Source organism: Pseudomonas sp. TR47 (genome assembly GCF_044143025.1).
GTDB classification, from domain to species: Bacteria; Pseudomonadota; Gammaproteobacteria; order Pseudomonadales; family Pseudomonadaceae; genus Aquipseudomonas; species Aquipseudomonas putida_E.
The window spans coordinates 196,182-212,209 of sequence record NZ_JBHFCS010000006.1 but is presented as its reverse complement, the minus strand read 5'-3'; the positions used below and the strand labels follow the sequence as shown (position 1 = coordinate 212,209).

Annotated in this window: 9 protein-coding genes; all 9 read right to left on the bottom strand. The window is 64.5% G+C overall.

Going from position 1 to position 16,028, the window contains the following annotated elements:
* Positions 1-24: 24 nt before the first annotated feature.
* Positions 25-1,101, bottom strand: coding sequence for an autotransporter outer membrane beta-barrel domain-containing protein (locus ACEWE8_RS09320; RefSeq protein WP_046787287.1), 1,077 nt, complete (start codon positions 1,099-1,101; stop codon positions 25-27).
* A gap of 418 nt (positions 1,102-1,519) precedes the next feature.
* Positions 1,520-3,673 carry a glycogen debranching protein GlgX gene (gene glgX / locus ACEWE8_RS09315; RefSeq protein ID WP_046787286.1) on the bottom strand — a complete coding sequence of 718 codons (2,154 nt, stop codon included), beginning with the start codon at positions 3,671-3,673 and terminating at the stop codon, positions 1,520-1,522.
* A gap of 144 nt (positions 3,674-3,817) precedes the next feature.
* Positions 3,818-4,102, bottom strand: a complete 285-nt coding sequence (locus ACEWE8_RS09310) for a DUF2934 domain-containing protein (RefSeq protein WP_046787285.1) — start codon at positions 4,100-4,102, stop codon at positions 3,818-3,820.
* A 14-nt stretch (positions 4,103-4,116) separates the two neighbouring features.
* Entirely contained in the window at positions 4,117-6,891 is a 2,775-nt protein-coding gene (locus ACEWE8_RS09305; protein ID WP_395589294.1) for a malto-oligosyltrehalose synthase, read from the bottom strand.
* Positions 6,888-8,957 carry a 4-alpha-glucanotransferase gene (gene malQ / locus ACEWE8_RS09300; protein ID WP_046787283.1) on the bottom strand — a complete coding sequence of 690 codons (2,070 nt, stop codon included), beginning with the start codon at positions 8,955-8,957 and terminating at the stop codon, positions 6,888-6,890. The genes ACEWE8_RS09305 and malQ overlap by 4 nt, the downstream gene beginning before the upstream one ends.
* On the bottom strand, positions 8,954-10,696 hold the full coding sequence (gene treZ, locus ACEWE8_RS09295; RefSeq protein WP_046787282.1) for a malto-oligosyltrehalose trehalohydrolase: 1,743 nt from the start codon (positions 10,694-10,696) through the stop codon (positions 8,954-8,956). The genes malQ and treZ overlap by 4 nt, the downstream gene beginning before the upstream one ends.
* 14 nt (positions 10,697-10,710) lie before the next feature.
* Positions 10,711-12,270, bottom strand: coding sequence for a glycogen synthase GlgA (gene glgA / locus ACEWE8_RS09290; protein ID WP_367904089.1), 1,560 nt, complete (start codon positions 12,268-12,270; stop codon positions 10,711-10,713).
* Positions 12,271-12,805: 535 nt separating this feature from the next.
* Entirely contained in the window at positions 12,806-13,636 is an 831-nt protein-coding gene (locus tag ACEWE8_RS09285; RefSeq protein WP_046787361.1) for an alpha/beta hydrolase, read from the bottom strand.
* Positions 13,637-13,650: 14 nt separating this feature from the next.
* Positions 13,651-15,978: a TonB-dependent siderophore receptor gene (locus ACEWE8_RS09280; protein WP_223255150.1), complete on the bottom strand. Its 2,328-nt coding sequence runs from the start codon at positions 15,976-15,978 to the stop codon at positions 13,651-13,653.
* Between the last annotated feature and the right edge of the window lie 50 nt (positions 15,979-16,028).

Below are 16,028 nucleotides of genomic sequence, written 5' to 3'. Positions count from 1 at the left end.
TGTCCCGCGAAGAGGCCACACTGATCACCAGCGCATCCTGACCCCCAGGCTGCCGATCAACCCATTCAGATCGTTGTCATCCACATCACTGCTGTAATCGGCACTGACAAACAACGCCATGGAAGGTGTCACCCGCGCCACCAGGCCCAACCCCAGTTCCACCGTGGTCGAATAGCGCGAGCCGGATATCTTGTCGACCTGGTCCAGCTTGACTTCGTCGGCATCGCTGAAGTCATACCAGACGTTGGTCCGCACATAGGGTTCGATGGGCATGCCCCGCACTTCGTAGCGCCCGGACAACTTGGCACCGACCCGGCCGCTCCAGGTTGGCTGGCTGTCGAATGCCTGCAGCGTCTCTTCCTGCACCTGGTTGCCAGGGAAGAACTGCTGGTTGATCAACTGTGCCTGGGGTTCGATCACCCAACTGCCACCCAGGCGGATCGGGTAACCCCCCTCCACGGAAAACGTCATCGCATGGCCGCTGTCGTTCACCCGCTGGCCCGTCTCGCCCCGGCCCAGCACATCGATGCGCGTGCCCATGGCTACAGCGTCCACGTGCCAGCCCTGATCATGGGTCATGCTCCAGTACACCCCCAGGCTCTCGCCACTGAGGTTCACTGCATTGCGCTGCTTGTCGCCGAGCATCACACGGCTGCCCTTCAAGCTGCTTTGCAGATTGTTATGCCCCACGAAAATGCCCGCGCGGTGCACATTGCCGCCGCTGGTTTCACGCACGAACAGGTCCGGGCCAATCGTCAGTTGCTGGCTGGGTGCTTCCAGCTGCTCGGGGGCCTGCGCACCCGGGCGAGGTGTGCCTGGGAAAAACTGCGCCCATTGGCTGGCTATCAGGTCGGGCGCCAGCGGGCCATGGCGTTCGGCCATCTTGTTGCTGAAGGCCGTCAGCGTACCCAGGCTCAGGCCGCTGGCGCTGACGGGGTCAAGCGACAGCTGGGCCATTGCCGGCTGCTGCAGGAACAGGGGTGAGCTGGGGTCGTCCAGCAATGGGGAGGCGAAGGTTTCCACCGGGGTTGCCAGAAGCATCGACGTGGAAACCGCGTAGAAAATACGGTCGAAGCGCAACGGGTTCGAGGTGCTTTTCATGGCGGATCTCCTGTGTTTTTGTTGTACAGCCCAAGGACCTGGCCTGTTGTCACGAGCTGTACGGCAAAACACAGGGCGACCCAAACCAGTACGCCAGCTTTCTCAAGCACGCACGAAGGCGCGAGCTAAAGGCCCGGCGCAATTTTTTTACGACTAGATAATCTTTAGCTAAGGAGAGGTAAGGGCTTGCGTCAAGAAAGTGTTAAACAGGCGGGGAGCTTCAGGGCGCAGAGTTAACATCATGATTTCTGGCGAAAACACTACGCGCATAGCGGCGTTCGCTATTTCCTGCACCCTGGCTATGCCGAAACATTGCTAGCGCCGCTGTTACGCCGGGTGCGAGCCGTGCGTCCAAGGTGGCCAGGCGCAGCCGGCCCTGAGATCCGTTCGGTCCAGGGCCGGTTGAGCCAACCCCGGTTCAGTCCTCCTCGCGCTGCAGCACCATCAGCAGCAACGAGCGCCCCTGGACCTGGAACGTGCTGTCGAATGGCAAGTGTTGCCCTTTGCGCAGTTCCGGCCGGTCGGTGTCCACCAGGCAGCTCCAGTAGTCACCGTCCGGTACCGTCGGCAGCAGGAACGGCACCACATCGTGGTGCGCATTGACGATCAGTAGCACCGTCGCCTCCGAACCCGGCCGGGCGATGCCACTGACCTGGGCGCGGCCGTCGATCAGCATGCCCAGGCAACGCCCATGCGGGTCTTCCCACTGCTCCACACTCATCTCGCTGCCGTCGGGCGCCAGCCAGGTCACGTCCTTGACCCCGATCGCCTCGTTGTAGTCGCCGACCAGAAAGCGTGAGCGGCGCAGCACCGGGTAGGCCAGGCGCAGGCGGGTCAGGCGCTTGACGAAGGCCAGCAGGCCTTTGCCTTCTTCGTCCAGGTCCCAGTTGACCCAGCCGATCTCGCTGTCCTGGCAGTAGGCATTGTTGTTGCCGTGCTGGGTGCGGCTGAACTCGTCGCCAGCGACGATCATAGGGGTGCCTTGGGCCAGCAGCAGGGTGGCGAAGAAGTTGCGCATCTGGCGCATGCGCAGGGCATTGATTTCAGGGTCGTCGGTGGGGCCTTCCGCGCCGCAGTTCCACGACAGGTTGTTGTCGGTACCGTCCTGGTTGTTCTCGTCGTTGTCTTCGTTGTGTTTGCCGTTGTACGACACCAGGTCGCGCAGGGTGAAACCGTCGTGGGCAGTGACGAAGTTGACCGAGGCATAAGGGCGCCGGCCGCGGTTGTTGAACATGTCGCCCGAGGCGGTCATGCGCGAGGCGAAGTCGGCCAGCTGGCCTTCGTCGCCTTTCCAGAAGGCGCGCACGGTGTCGCGGAAGCGGTCGTTCCATTCCGCCCAGCCCGGTGCGAAGTTGCCCACCTGATAGCCACCTGGGCCGCAGTCCCATGGTTCGGCGATCAGCTTGACCTGGCTGAGCATCGGGTCCTGGCGACAGGCGACGAGGAACCCGTGGCGTTCGCTGTAGCCGTCGTGGTAACGGCCCAGGATGGTTGCCAGGTCGAAGCGGAAGCCGTCCACGTGCATCTCGCCAGCCCAGTAGCGCAGCGAGTCGGTCACCAGTTGCAGCACGCACGGGTGGCTGAGGTCCAGGGTGTTGCCGGTACCGGAATCGTTGATGTAATAGCGTTTGTCATCGGGCATCAGCCGGTAGTACGAGGCATTGTCGATACCGCGCATGGACAGCGTCGGGCCGCGCTCGTTGCCCTCGGCGGTGTGGTTGTAGACCACATCGAGGATCACTTCGAGGCCGGCGTCGTGCAGGTGCGCGACCATTTCCTTGAACTCGGCGATCTTGCCGCTGGCCAGGTAGCGCGGGTGGGGGGCGAAGAAGGCGATGCTGTTGTAGCCCCAGTAATTGTTCAGGCCTTTGTCCAGCAGGTGCTGGTCATTGACGAAAGCGTGGATCGGCAACAGTTCGATGCTTGAAACGCCAAGGTCCTTGATGTGCTTGAGCAACTCGTCGTTGGCAAGGCCGGCGAACGTGCCGCGCAGTTTTTCCGGCACGGCAGGGTGGCGCATGCTGATGCCGCGGGCATGCGCTTCATAGAGGATGGTGCGCTCCCAAGGGATCTGTACGCGCTGGTCGCGGCCCCAGGTGAAGGCCGGGTCGATGACTTTGCATTTGGGTACGAAGGGCGCGCTGTCGCGCTCGTCGAACGACAGGTCGCCGTCGGGATGGCCGATGGTGTAGCCGAACAGTGCCTCGGACCATTTCAGGCTGCCGACCAGTTGCTTGGCGTAGGGGTCGATCAGCAGTTTGTTGGGGTTGAAGCGGTGGCCGTTCTCGGGCTCGTAGGGGCCGTAGACACGGTAGCCGTATACCAGGCCTGGGTGGGCGTCAGGCAGGTAGCCGTGGTAGATCTCGTCGGTGTACTCCGGCAGCTCGATGCGCTCGAGTTCCTGCTCGCCTGTGGAGTCGAACAGGCACAGCTCGACCTTGGTGGCGTTGGCTGAGAACAGGGCGAAGTTGACCCCCAGCCCATCCCAGGTGGCGCCGAGCGGGAAGGGCATGCCCTCGCGCAGGCGGGATGGTGCGATGGAGCGGGTTTTCTTGGGAATGCGGGGGCTCATGGCGGTCCTCGGATGGCCGTAGGGAAGGGGGCGGATGGTCCTTCAGTCGCGGCCCCATCGCCGGCAAGCCGGCTGCCACCGCAATCCCAGGGTCTTTGAGATCTTTGTGGGAGCCGGCTTGCCGGCGATAGGGCCGGGACCGGCTTAGCCAGCAGCCGGCTTCTTCACCGTTTTGGGCTTTTTCGCAGCGGCCGGTTTCACCCCTGGCAGCGCCGCAGCCTTGGGCTCGGCAGGTGCTTTTGGCGCCGCCGCGACCTTGGGCTTGGCGGCGGCCTTCTTGCGCGGCGCAGCCTTTGGCGCCAGCGCCTCGGCCTCGGCCAGCTTGCGGGCCATGTCCCAGTGGCGCTCTTCCTCGCCTACAGGCTTACCTTCAGACTCCCAGATCTGGTAGGCAAATTCGCGAATACGTTTTTCATCGACACTCATCATGACGCTCCTGATGCTCAAGATTGTTGTATCAACACATTGACCGGAAATTCCGACAGCACGGCGCTCAACATCAGCTCCTTTGAAGGGCTGACCACCGCGCTTGGGAAAAGTCCCATCGAGTTGGCAGGCGACAAGGCAAACGGCAGAATCACCCGGGTGTCGTCCCAGTTCTGTGCCGGGATCAACGGTGTAGCAGCGCCGCCCAACAGGCCGCTGGCCAGGCGCGGGGCGACGACGATGGCGCGGTGTTCCTCACCCAGCCGGGCAAAGGCCACGACCTTGTCGGCATGGCGGCCCTGCACGTTCAGCGGCAGGTAGGCACCGCGGCGGAACAGCTCGGCGTGGACCTGCCGGCAATCCAGCAGCCGCGCCAGCAGCGCCTGCTTGATGCGGCCGTCGCGCCAGTGCGCCAGCAGCTCTGCCACGGGCAGGGCGTCGTCCAGCGTGTGACGCCTGCAAGCGTAGTCCACGGGGCGGCGGTTGTCGGGGTCGACCAGGCTGAAATCCCAGTACTCATTGCCCTGGTAAAGGTCTGGCACGCCGGGCGCGGTGCTGCGCAGCAAGGCCTGGACCAGGCCATTGAGGGCGCCGGGGGTGGCGATCGACTGCGCCGCGTCGGCCAGGGACTGGCGTAACTGCTGGTTCTCGCGGTCGAGCAACAGGCCATCGACATAGGCGGCGCAGGCGGCCTCGTAGGCTTCGTTCGGCGCGTTCCAGCTGCTACGCAGCTTGGCTTCGCGCAGCGCCTTCTGCTGCCATTGGCGGATGCGCCCGGCATAGTGCTGCAGGGCGTTATCGTCGTGCAGGTCAAGGTCCAGGGGCCAACTGCCCAACAGCGTCTGCAACAGCAGCAACTCGTCGCCCGGGCTCGGCGCAACGCCGTCGTCCAGCTGTTCACGCAGCGGAGCAGCCAGCTCGCGCCAGTGCTCCACGCGGCTGGCGAACCAGGGGCCGCGTTCGCTCAGCACGGCCAGCCGCGCGCGGGTGTCTTCGCCGCGTTTGTGGTCATGGGTGGCGGTGGCCAGCAGGTTGTCGGGGAAGTCGCGCTGGCGGCGCTGGGCCTCGTTGTGGAAGTGTTCGGGGCCGGCACTGAAACGCTCGGCCTCGAAGCCTACGTCATTGCGCGACAGCAGGCGGGCCGAGCGGTAGAAGGTGGTGTCCTCCACGGCTTTGGCGGCGCTGGGCGCGGTGAGCTGTTGAAAGCGCACGCAGGCATGGCGCAGGTGCTTGCGCGGCCGGCCGGGGGGCAGTGCGCGCCATGCCTGGCCGCCGAGCCATTGTTCGAGCTGCTCGAGCAACGGCCAATCGGCTTCGCTGAGGTCGTGGCGGGCATTGGCCAAGGCCTGCTGGAAGAATTTCTCGTCTTCGGCCGGGCGGCCGCAAGCATTGAAATACGTGCGGTACACCGGGTAGTGGGCAACCAGCGCCTGCAACGCGCGGCGGATCGCCCCAAGGGTCAGGTCGCGGGTCATCAAGTCGTCGCGCGCGACTTGCAGCAGCGCCTGGGCCACCGACTCGCAGTCGCCGGCCAGGCTGGCATTGAGCACCAGGTAGCGGGCCTGGCGGACTTCCTCCGGGAAGTTCGGGCGCTCGCTGACAGTGGCCCACAGCTCGGTCAGCGGCGCTTCGCCGGCGGGGTCGTGCTGCAGCAGCGAGACCTGGTTCATGAACTCGTAGCCGGTGGTACCGTCGGTGAGCCAGTCGCGATGCAGGTGTTCATCGGTGCCGAGAATCTTCTCGACGTAGATCGGGAAATGCTCAAGCGCCGCATTGAAGGGGCGCCTGGCAAGCAGACCGTCGACCCGCCGGCGCAGCTTGCGGCAATAGCCGCGTGGGTCGGCCAGGCCGTCGATATGATCGATACGCAGGCCATCGACCAACCCTCGCTCAATCAGCTCGAACAGCTTGGCATGGGTCGCCTCGAATACCACCGAGCGCTCTACGCGCAGACCGCCCAGCTCGTTGATGTCGAAGAAACGCCGCCAGTTGATGTCGTCGGCGGCAGTGCGCCAGCTGGCCAGGCGGTAGGTTTGGCGTTCCAGCAGCAGGTGCAGGCGTTTGAAGCCGCTTTCGGTGCGGCTGTCGAAGGCGAGCAGTGCAGACTGCAGGTCGGCGCCCTCGCGCACCAGGCGGGCCAGTTCGGCTTGCACCGGCAAAGCCGCTGCCAGCGGGTCGGCTGCATCGTTCAGTGCGGTGAAGTGCTCGGCCAGGCGCTGCAGGGCAGGCTCGGGGCTCAGGGAAAGAATCCAGCCATAGTCAACCGGGCAGATCGGGAAGCGGTGCTCGTAATGGGCCACCTGCAGCACGCCGTGTTGCTCGTCGAACTCCAGCGGAATTTCGCCATTTTTCAGCGCCGCGCCATAGTCACAGCCCAAAAACGGCAGCAACAGCTGGCCGGCCAGCAGGGGGTCGCTGGAGTGCCACTGGATATCGAAGAACTCGGCGTAGGGGCTGCGCCGGCCCCACGCCAGCAAGCTCTGCCACCAGGGGTTGTCGGCGCCGCCGACGGCCATGTGGTTGGAGACGGTGTCCAGGATCAGCCCCATGCCGTGCTGGCGCAAGGCGGCCACCAGCCGCTCCAGGGCGGCCTCGCCACCGAGCTCCGGGTTGACCTGGGTCGGGTCGACCACATCGTAACCGTGGCGCGAGCCGGCGCGGGCCTTGAGGATCGGCGAGGCATACAGGTGGCTGATGCCCAGCTGGGCAAAGTAGGGCACCAGCGGCAGTGCATGGTCGAGGGTGAAATCACTGTGCAACTGCAGACGCAGGGTGGCGGACAACGGCTTCATCGGTCACGCTCCCAGGCTTGTTCGCGGGCCTGGGCCAACAGCTCCAGGCGGCGCGCGGCATCTTCATCGTCGAGCAGTTCGCGCACCGGGGGCGCGAATCGCCGGCGCCAGTTGGGGTGGCCTTCGGTCGTGCCGGGGAGGTTGGGTTGCTCTTCACTGCCGAGCAGGTCTTCGAGCGGGATCAGCACCAGCGGTGCGCGGGTGTGACCAACGTAACGGATGGCAGCATCGATCAAGTGGTCGTTGTCCTTTAGTGGGCCGTAATTGGCTTGCAGGGTGCGGCGCAGGCCGTCACGCTCTTTCTGTCGCGCCTGGCGCCAGTGCAGCTCGGTGGCGTCATCGATCAGTTGCAGGCGCTGGCTCCAGTCGATGTCGCGGTTTTGCAGCCAGCCGGCCAAGGGCGCCAGGTCGTGGGTGCCGGTGGTGGCCAAGGCTTTGTCCGGCCAGTCGAGAATCGGCGTGAAGTGGCCGGGCTGGGCCTGCTCGAAAGGCAGCACGCGCATGCCCAGCACGGCTTTGTCGGCCAGTTGTTCGCGCAGGCCTTCAGGCACGGTGCCCAGGTCTTCACCAAGGATGATTGCCTGGTGCCGCACCGACTCCAGGGCCAGCAGGCGCAGCAGGTCCTCCAGCGGATACTGCAGGTAGGCCCCTTCGTCGGGCTTGCAGCCACGGGGGATCAGCCACAGGCGGCGCAGGCCCATCACATGGTCGATGCGCAGGCCGCCGGCATGGGCCAGGTTGGCCCGCAGCATTTCGATGAAGGCGCGGTAGCCATTGCGTTTCAGGCCTTCGGGCGAGAACGCGCAGATGCCCCAGTCCTGTCCGCTGCGGTTGAGGATGTCCGGCGGGGCGCCAACCTTCAGGTTGGCCAGCAACTCGTCCTGGCGGCTCCAGGCCTGGCTGCCGGCACCGTCGGCGCCCACCGCCAGGTCGGCGATCAGGCCGACCGCCATGCCGTTGCCACGGGCGGCTTCCTGGGCGCGCTGCAGGCTGCGCTCGGTCAGCCACTGGCAGAACGCATGGAACTCGACCTTGGCGGGATACGCGCTGGCGAAGGCCTCCACTTCTGGGTGATAGGGGTCGTGCCAGGCGCTCGGCCAGTTGCGCCAGTCGGCACCCAGGCCGTCGTCCACGGCTTGTGCCTGCAGCACTTCAAAGCGGCAGTGGTGCTCCAGCGCCTGGCCACCGGCCTCGCGGAAGCTCTCGAAGTCTTTGCGCAGGGGGTGATCAGCCTGGATGAAATTCTGGTACAGGGCGTCGAGCAGGCGCAGGCGGGCGTCGGCGGCGCGTGGCCAGTCGACCAGCGGGCGTTGCTCGAGGTCTTCCAGGGTTTGCTCCAGGCCACAGGCCTCGACGGCCATGCGCACGGCACGTTCACCGAGCACGGCAGTGGGGCTGGCATACAAGGGGTTGAGCAGCAGGCGGCTGGAGGGTGAGTAGGGGCTGTAGTGTTGCTGGTCGAACGCCGACAGGGCGTGGATCGGGCTGATGGCGAGGGCGTCGGCACCACGCTCTGCGGCGCTGCGCGCCAGTTGCTCCAGAGCCAGGCAGTCGCCGTAGCCGCCATCACCTGGGCGGCGCAGGCTGTAAAGCTGCACCGCAATGCCCCAGCAGCGCGGTGGCGGCTGTTCGACAGCGTCCTCCAGGCTGTGGCAACGCAGCGGCGCCACGGCCACTGTGAAAGTACGGCCATCGATATCGACGCGGTGATAGCCCAAGGGCAATGCGCCAGGCAGTTGTGCCTGGTTGTCGAGGGTCAGGTCGAGCTGGCTGTGGTCTTCCAGGGTGCAGCGGGCGGCGCTGCCTGCGCTGAAGTAGCGCGCCAGTGCCAGTGGCCGGCCCAGGTCGGCAGTCAACAGCGGCGGTAAGTGTTCGCTGTCTTCGGCGGCGTCCACGGCGCGCAGGCTGTCCTGGAGGGCGCGGTCGTCACTGGCCGGGTGGCCAAGCGCTTCAAGGACCTTGCGCAGCACGTCGTCGCTGACCTGTTGTGGCCTGTTGTTGGCGTCGATCCAGTCGCGGGCCAGCCCTACGCGGGCGGCCAGGCGGTGTAATGCAGTTTCACTCATGGGCGCTCCTGGCCAGGTGCAAGCAGGCTGACCACGCAGCTGTACGCAGACAGTGCGGTGTCGGGGTGCGTGGTATCGCTACTGTCGAACAGGCGGTGTTCGGCTGCGGGCAGTTCGACCGGCTGTGGCGTGGCGGCCAGGTTCAGGTCGATGCGCAAGGTGTTGCCATTGCCCAGGCGCCAGCGTGCGGTCAGTGCCTTGTCGCCCAGCACGTCGGTGCCCAGCGCACGGCTGCCAGGCAGGTACGGTATGACATGGCGCCGGCGCAGCTCGAGCAGTTGCTGATAAAGGCCGTGCCAGCCGGCGATCACTTCCTGACGCTGTGGCCGTGAGGCCTGGAATGTCTGTTCGGCATTGGGGTCGGGGATGCGCTCGCGCTGCTCGGGATCGGCAAACGCGGTGAAGTGGGCGAATTCGCCACGCCGACCTTCGCGCACGGCATCGGCCAGCTCGTCATGGAAGTCGGTGAAGAACAGAAACGGCCGGCAACTGCCATCCTCGTCACCCATGAACAACAGCGGGATCATCGGCGACAGCAGCAACAGGCCGGTAGCGGCGCGCAGGGCAGGGACCGGGCACAGGCGTGTCAGGCGTTCGCCCAGGGCGCGGTTGCCGATCTGGTCGTGGTTTTGCAGAAACAGTACGAACGAGCTGGGCTCAAGGTGGCCACTTGGTTCGCCGCGCGGGTGACCATGGCGGTTGGCCTGGCCCTGGAACACGAACCCTTCGGACAGGCAGCGGGCCAGCTTGTTGATCGGCAGGTCCTGGTAGTCGGCGTAGTACCCTTCGGTTTCACCCGTGAGCAGCACGTGCAGCGCATTGTGGCCATCGTCGTTCCACTGGGCGTCGAAGCCCTGTTCCAGCAGGAACGCCTGATTGTGCTCATTCTCCAGCATCAGCCACACCTGGCGGCCAGGTTCCACCGCAGCGCGTACCCGTTGCGCCAGCTCGACCAGGAAGTCGGGCTGGTCGATGGCATGCACTGCATCCAGGCGCAGGCCGTCGCAGCGGTAGTCGCACAGCCACATCAGAGCGTTCTGGATGAAGAACTCACGCACCTCTGGCCGACGGAAGTCAATGGCTGCGCCCCAGGGCGTCTGCCGGTCCTCACGGAAGAACGGGCTGGCGTACTGGTGCAGGTAGTTGCCGTGCGGCCCAAAGTGGTTGTAGACCACGTCCACCACTACCATCAGGCCCTGGCCGTGGGCGTTGTCGACCAGCGCGCACAATTGCTCTGGGCTGCCATAGCTGTGCTGCGGCGCGAATGGCAGCACGCCGTCGTAGCCCCAGTTACGATCGCCAGGGAACTGCCCCAGCGGCATCAGCTCGATGGCGCTGATGCCAAGCTCTGCCAGGCGCGGCAGATGCCGGGCGACACCAGGGTAGCCCTCGAGCACGCCGACGTGCAGTTCCTGAATCACCGCTTCGTGCCAAGGGCGGCCTCGCCAGGGGTGTTGCCAGGCGTAAGCCTGGGTATCGACCACCTGGCTCGGGCCCTGCACGCCTTCGGGCTGGTAACGCGAGGCCGGGTCGGCCACCCGCAGCTCGCCGTCGATGCGATAGTGGTAACGGTCACCGGCCTGGCACAGGGCAACGCCGGTATACCAGCCATCTGCGTCGGGCAGCAGCTCGATCGGCGGCTGCTGCTCCAGTTCCAAGCTCACGCTGCGCGCATCCGGCGCCCATAGGGCGAAGCGCGCCGACGTGGCGTCCAGTAGGTGTGCGCCATGCCTGTGCATCTTCGACTCCCCGCTCAGTAGTGGCTCAACTGTGCCTGTTTGACCAGGTCCTCGTAGAGGCGGGCGTAGGGTTCGACCGCCTGGCACCAGTTGAACGGCTGGGTCATCGACAGGCAGCGCATGGCGTTGAGCAGGCTTTTCTTGCCGTAGACATAGAAGGCACGGCTCAGCGCTTCGCGGTAACTCTCCACGGTCGACTCATCGAACAGGAAACCGGTAACGCCATTCTCGATCGTGTCGGCCAGGCCTCCGGTGTTGCGCGCTACGGGCAGTGAGCCAAAACGCTGCGCATACATCTGGCTCAGGCCGCAGGGCTCGTAGCGTGATGGCATCAGCAGAAAGTCGCTGCCGGCGAACATCCGCCGCGCATCGGTTTCGTTGAAGCCGATACGCACGCCGATGCGGCCGGGATGGCGCAGGGCCAGTTCGCGCATGGCCTGCTCTTCTTCAGGCTCGCCACGGCCGATGATCGCGATCTGCCCGCCCTGTTCGACGATGTAGTCGGCCACGCCCAAGGTCAGGTCCAGGCCTTTCTGGAACACCAGTCGCGAGACCACGGCGAACAGTGGCCCTTCGCTTGGCTCGAGTTCGAACAGGCGGCGGACTTCTTCGGCGTTGCGCGCCTTGCCATCCCAGTCGTTGATACTGAAGTTGTGCTGCAGATGCTGGTCGGTGGCCGAATCCCAGCTTTCGTCGATGCCATTGGGGATGCCGCCGAGCAGGCCTTGCTGGGCCTTGCTGGCGAGGAAGCCATCCAGGCCGCAGCCGAATTCCGGCGTGGTGATTTCGCGGGCGTAGGTGGCACTGACGGTGGTGATGTGGCTGGAGTAGGCCAGGCCGGCCTTGAGGAAGGACAGCTTGCCGTAGAACTCCATGCCTTCCTGCTGCATGGCATGGTCAGGGATCGCCAGTTCCGGGCTGCAGGCGCGGCTGTACACACCTTGGTAGGCCAGGTTGTGAATGGTGAACAGGGTCGGGGTGCTCAGGCCGCGCCAGTGCATGTAGGCCGGGGCCAGGCCTGCGGGCCAGTCATGGGCGTGCACCACTTCGGGCTTCCAGTGGATCTTGCCTTCACCGGCGGCAATCTCGGCCGCGGCAAGGCCAAGGCGGGCGAAGCGGATGTGGTTGTCGGGCCAGTCGCGACCGTTGTTGGCACCATAGGGCGTGCCGTCGCGCTGGTACAGTTCAGGGCAGATCAGCACATAGATGACCAGGCCGTCAGCCATGTCCATGCGGCCGATCTTGCACGGCGGCAGGGCCGCATGGCCGCCGAGTTCACCGACGATATGAATGGGGTTGTCGCTTTCCATCACCTGGCTATAGCCGGGGATCAGCACACGAACATCGTGCAGGTGCGCCAATGCTCGCGGCAGTGCTGCCGAAACGTCGCCCAGGCCGCCGGTCTTGATCAGGTCGGCAATTTCGGAGGTGACGAACAGGATCTTGCGTTTGTTGGGGTTGTGCTGGCGCTGGGCGCCGGGTGCCTTGACTGTCGTGGCGAAATCCGGGGTGAGCGGTTCGCGGTTTTCCGGTTTGAATGAATCTACGTGAGGTTCGACAGCGGCACTGATCATACTTCTCTCCGTCCCTATGGTGTGGCCGAGTGCTGGCACCCGTTTGCTTTATTTCGTGCTGGTTATCTCTGTTTCGTGTCTTCGTAGTGCGGTCCTTGCCCCAAGGTCGTGCGCGCAGGCACGGCGCGATCGGCATTCCCGCCGAAAGCGTTTGGTCTGGAAGGAGTGAGCGGGCTGCAGCGAGGGGTATCCCATTGCTTTGGCCTACTTAAAGTTCCTGACCCGTCGCCTTTTGCAAAAGTTCGACTTTTTTCATGTCGCCTCTTCCCTGAGCAAATCGCGGGCCGAAAGCTGAGTGTAGGAGACCGGAAGTAAAAAGGGTGACCCACTGGTCACTTTCGTTATGACGCGAGATAGACGCAAACGTTGGCGTGTGTCATCGCTTTGAGAAGGGGTGTTCCAAGAGAGGGCGCAGGCAAATTTCGGGGGGCCATTTTGTGGCGAAAAAGGGTGTATGCACCGTTAGGGTGCACGATGGGGCTTACCCATTTTGGCCTTCTCGCAGGTCGATCTGCGAAAAGGCCGACACCTGCAGCTAGAACCTGCGGGTACTGATCAATTCATCCAGGACCCGTGTCGGCACCCTGAACGGCACCGACATGTGATCTTCTCCAGCCTCGAGCTGGAAATCACTGCGCAGCCCGTACTGCGACAGTGCCTCCAGGCGCAATTGCAGGGCCCGGGCATCCTGAATCTCCTGGGGCATCTCGCGGTCACCGATCAACAGCGTAAGGCTGCTATGGGTCAGGTCCAGTTGCCCGGCGTGGGCACGCTGCATGAATGTCCGCTCATGGGCCATCAGGTAGCGGTCACGCCACCACAGGCTCGGGCTGATGGCGATCACGTGCTGGAACAGTTGCGGTCGGGTAAACAGCGCATACACGCCGAACATGCCACCGAACGAATGCCCGACCAGGCTGCGCTGGTCCTGATCGACCTTGAAGCGGGCATTGACCTTTGGCATCAGGCGTTTTTCGATGAAGTCCAGGAACAGGTCCTGGCCACCTTGGGGTGGTTTGTTGCGCTCGGCAGGTTGCGGTGGCGACAGGTCGAAGGCGCGGCGTTCGAAGTCCAGTGGGGTGTCGCTGGGGTAGCCGATGGCGACCAGTATCGCGCCGCGCAGCCGGTCTTGAGCGCGCTTGGCGGCATGAAACGCCGGGAAGTAGGCGTTGCCGTCAAGCAGGTAGATCACCGGGTAGCCGCCGGTCCAGGGCACATCGCCCTCCGGCAGGCTGATCATGATCCGGTATTCGCGGCCCTCGGCACTTTTCATCGACCATTGCTCGGTGCCGTCCAGCGTCACCGGCGCGGCGTGGGCCAGGCTGGCAAGCAGCGCAGTGCCCAGCCAGATCATCAATGTGCGCATGTTCATCCCCCCCTTTACCAGCGATAACTCAGGCTGGTGACCACGCTGCGCGCTTCACCCCGGTAGCAGTAGCCCTGCTGGCAGTTGATATAGCGTTTGTCGAACAGGTTGCGCGCATTGAGCGCCAGGCGAACGCCGTCCAGGCCGCCGCCGAAGTCGTAGTGCACGCCGGCATCGACCAGTGTGTAGCCTTCGTTCTTCACGGTGTTCTGTGCATCGCCGTAGTTGCTGCCGGTGTAGCGGGCACCGCCAGAGACGCCTACGCCCATCGGCAGGCGGTAGTCGAGCCAGACAGAAGCAAGATGGCGGGGAACGTCCAGTGGCTGCTTGCCTTCATTGCCATCGTTGCTTTCAGTCACTTCGGGGTCGTTGAAGCTGTAGCTGGCGGTCATCTTCAGCCGGTCGCTGAGGTCGGAAACGGCTTCCAGTTCCAAGCCCTTGGAGACCTGCTCGCCAGTGGCGATACTGTTGATCGGGTTGGCCAGGTCGCGGGTCAGCACGTTCTTCTGGGTCAGGTGGTACAGCGAGGCGGTGAGCATCGTTGCGCTGCCTGGTGGCTGGTACTTCAAGCCCACTTCGTATTGTTCGCCTTCGGTGGGTTTGTAGGCACCGCTGCCACTCTGTGGCTGGAACGAGGTGGCGTAGCTGGCGTAGGGTGCCAGGCCGTTGTCGAACAGGTAGAGCGCGCCGACCGAGCCAGTGGTGGCTGAGTCACTGGTCTTGCGGTTGATGCCGCTGAGGTTGTCGCTGCGCCGCACGTGCACGAAGTCGCGGCGCAAGCCGGCCGAAAGCCGCCAGCGGTCGAGGTCGATCTGGTCCTGCAGGTACAGGCCGGTGCGTTGCTCCAGGCCATCTTCGTCCGCCAGCGGCGTACCCGGTTTGGCCACCGGTTGGTGGTAGTCGGGCGCGAAGCGGTCGATCGACGGCGCCGGGCCGCTGGCATACGACAATGAGGTGTCGATCCAGCCGTAGTCCACGCCGGTCAGCAAGGTGTGGTGCAGGGTACCTGTTGCAAAGCGGCTGACCAGGCGCGTGTCGGCCGAGACACTCGACATGTCTTCGTACACACCGATGGCATCGCGATCGAGGATGTGCCCCTCGCGCTCCTGATAGGGTTGCAGGTACTGGTTGGTGGTATCGACCTGGCCGTAACGCAGGTTCTGCTGGAAGCTGAAGGTGTCGTTGAAGGTGTGCTCGAATTCGTAGCCGAAGGTCCATTGGCGCTGTTGCAGCTTGTCGAAGTACTCGTCACCCTGCCAGAAATCGGTCAGGTGATCGCCCTGCTGGTAGAGCATCGGTGAGGCGGCTGTCTCGCGTTCCTGGTATTGCGCCAGCAGTGTCAGGCTGGTGTCTGGGTCGATCTGCCAGGTCAGCGAGGGTGCGATCAGGCGCACGTCGTTGTTCAACTGCTCGATATAGTTTTCGGCATCGCGGTACACACCCACAACGCGGTATAGCAGGTCGCCGGACTCGTTCAGCTTGCCACCCAGGTCGAATTGCCCTTGTTGGTGGTTGTAGTTGCCCGACTGGATCTGCACTTCATTTTTTGCCTGCAGGCCAGGGCGTTTGCTGACCCGGTTGACCATGCCGCCGGGGCTGATCTGCCCGTACATCACCGACGACGGGCCTTTGAGCACTTCGATGCGCTCCAGGTTGTAGGCTTCGGTCTGGTACAGCGACAACCAGCCGCTGCCGGGTTGGCGCAGGCCATCGAGAAAATCCGCGCCCATGGTGGTTTCGAAGCCACGGATGCTGATCATGTCGAAACGTGGGTCCAGGCCTGATGCGCCTACCCGTACACCGGCAGAGTAGGCCACGGCATCCTCGACGCGGTCGACCTTGCGGTCGGCGATCTGCTCGGCGGTGACCACGCTGATGCTCTGCGCGGTTTCCAGGATGGGCCGGTCGGTCTTGGTGGCGCTGCTGGCGTTGCTGGCGAAGTAGCCCTCGACGGGCGCGAAGGCGCTTTGCGAGGCGGTTGCGTCGATGCTGATCGGCTCCAGTTGCAGGCTGGCGTCGCCCTGGCCTGGCAGCACGACATAGCCGGCGCTGGACTTGTGCAGTTGCAGGCCACTGCCACTGAGCAGTTGGTTCAGCCCGTCTTCCAGCGGGCCGCCACCGGCCAGCCCTGGGCTGTTCAGGCCGCGCACGGCCTCCGGCGAGAAGGACAGGGTGATCCCGGCACGTTCAGCGAAGGTGCTCAGCGCCTGCCCCAAGGGGCCTGCCGGGATGCTCGGCGCGGTCGCTGTGGCGGCCAGCGCACCGCCGGCGTGCAGGGCCAACGCAAGGTACACGGCACGGGACAAGGTTCGGGAGCGGCGGGGCGGTCGGGCAGGCAGCATGAAGCGATCCATTCGAGGGGGTGATCATCCCTAACCGGATGAGCGCGTGA

Excerpts from the sequence above, each read along its gene's own strand:
- ACEWE8_RS09320 (WP_046787287.1), bottom strand. The coding sequence starts at position 1,101 with ATGAAAAGCACCTCGAACCCGTTGCGCTTCGACCGTATTTTCTACGCG.
- glgX (WP_046787286.1), bottom strand. The coding sequence starts at position 3,673 with ATGAGCCCCCGCATTCCCAAGAAAACCCGCTCCATCGCACCATCCCGC.
- ACEWE8_RS09310 (WP_046787285.1), bottom strand. The coding sequence starts at position 4,102 with ATGATGAGTGTCGATGAAAAACGTATTCGCGAATTTGCCTACCAGATC.
- ACEWE8_RS09305 (WP_395589294.1), bottom strand. The coding sequence starts at position 6,891 with ATGAAGCCGTTGTCCGCCACCCTGCGTCTGCAGTTGCACAGTGATTTC.
- malQ (WP_046787283.1), bottom strand. The coding sequence starts at position 8,957 with ATGAGTGAAACTGCATTACACCGCCTGGCCGCCCGCGTAGGGCTGGCC.
- treZ (WP_046787282.1), bottom strand. The coding sequence starts at position 10,696 with ATGCACAGGCATGGCGCACACCTACTGGACGCCACGTCGGCGCGCTTC.
- glgA (WP_367904089.1), bottom strand. The coding sequence starts at position 12,270 with ATGATCAGTGCCGCTGTCGAACCTCACGTAGATTCATTCAAACCGGAA.
- ACEWE8_RS09285 (WP_046787361.1), bottom strand. The coding sequence starts at position 13,636 with ATGCGCACATTGATGATCTGGCTGGGCACTGCGCTGCTTGCCAGCCTG.
- ACEWE8_RS09280 (WP_223255150.1), bottom strand. The coding sequence starts at position 15,978 with ATGCTGCCTGCCCGACCGCCCCGCCGCTCCCGAACCTTGTCCCGTGCC.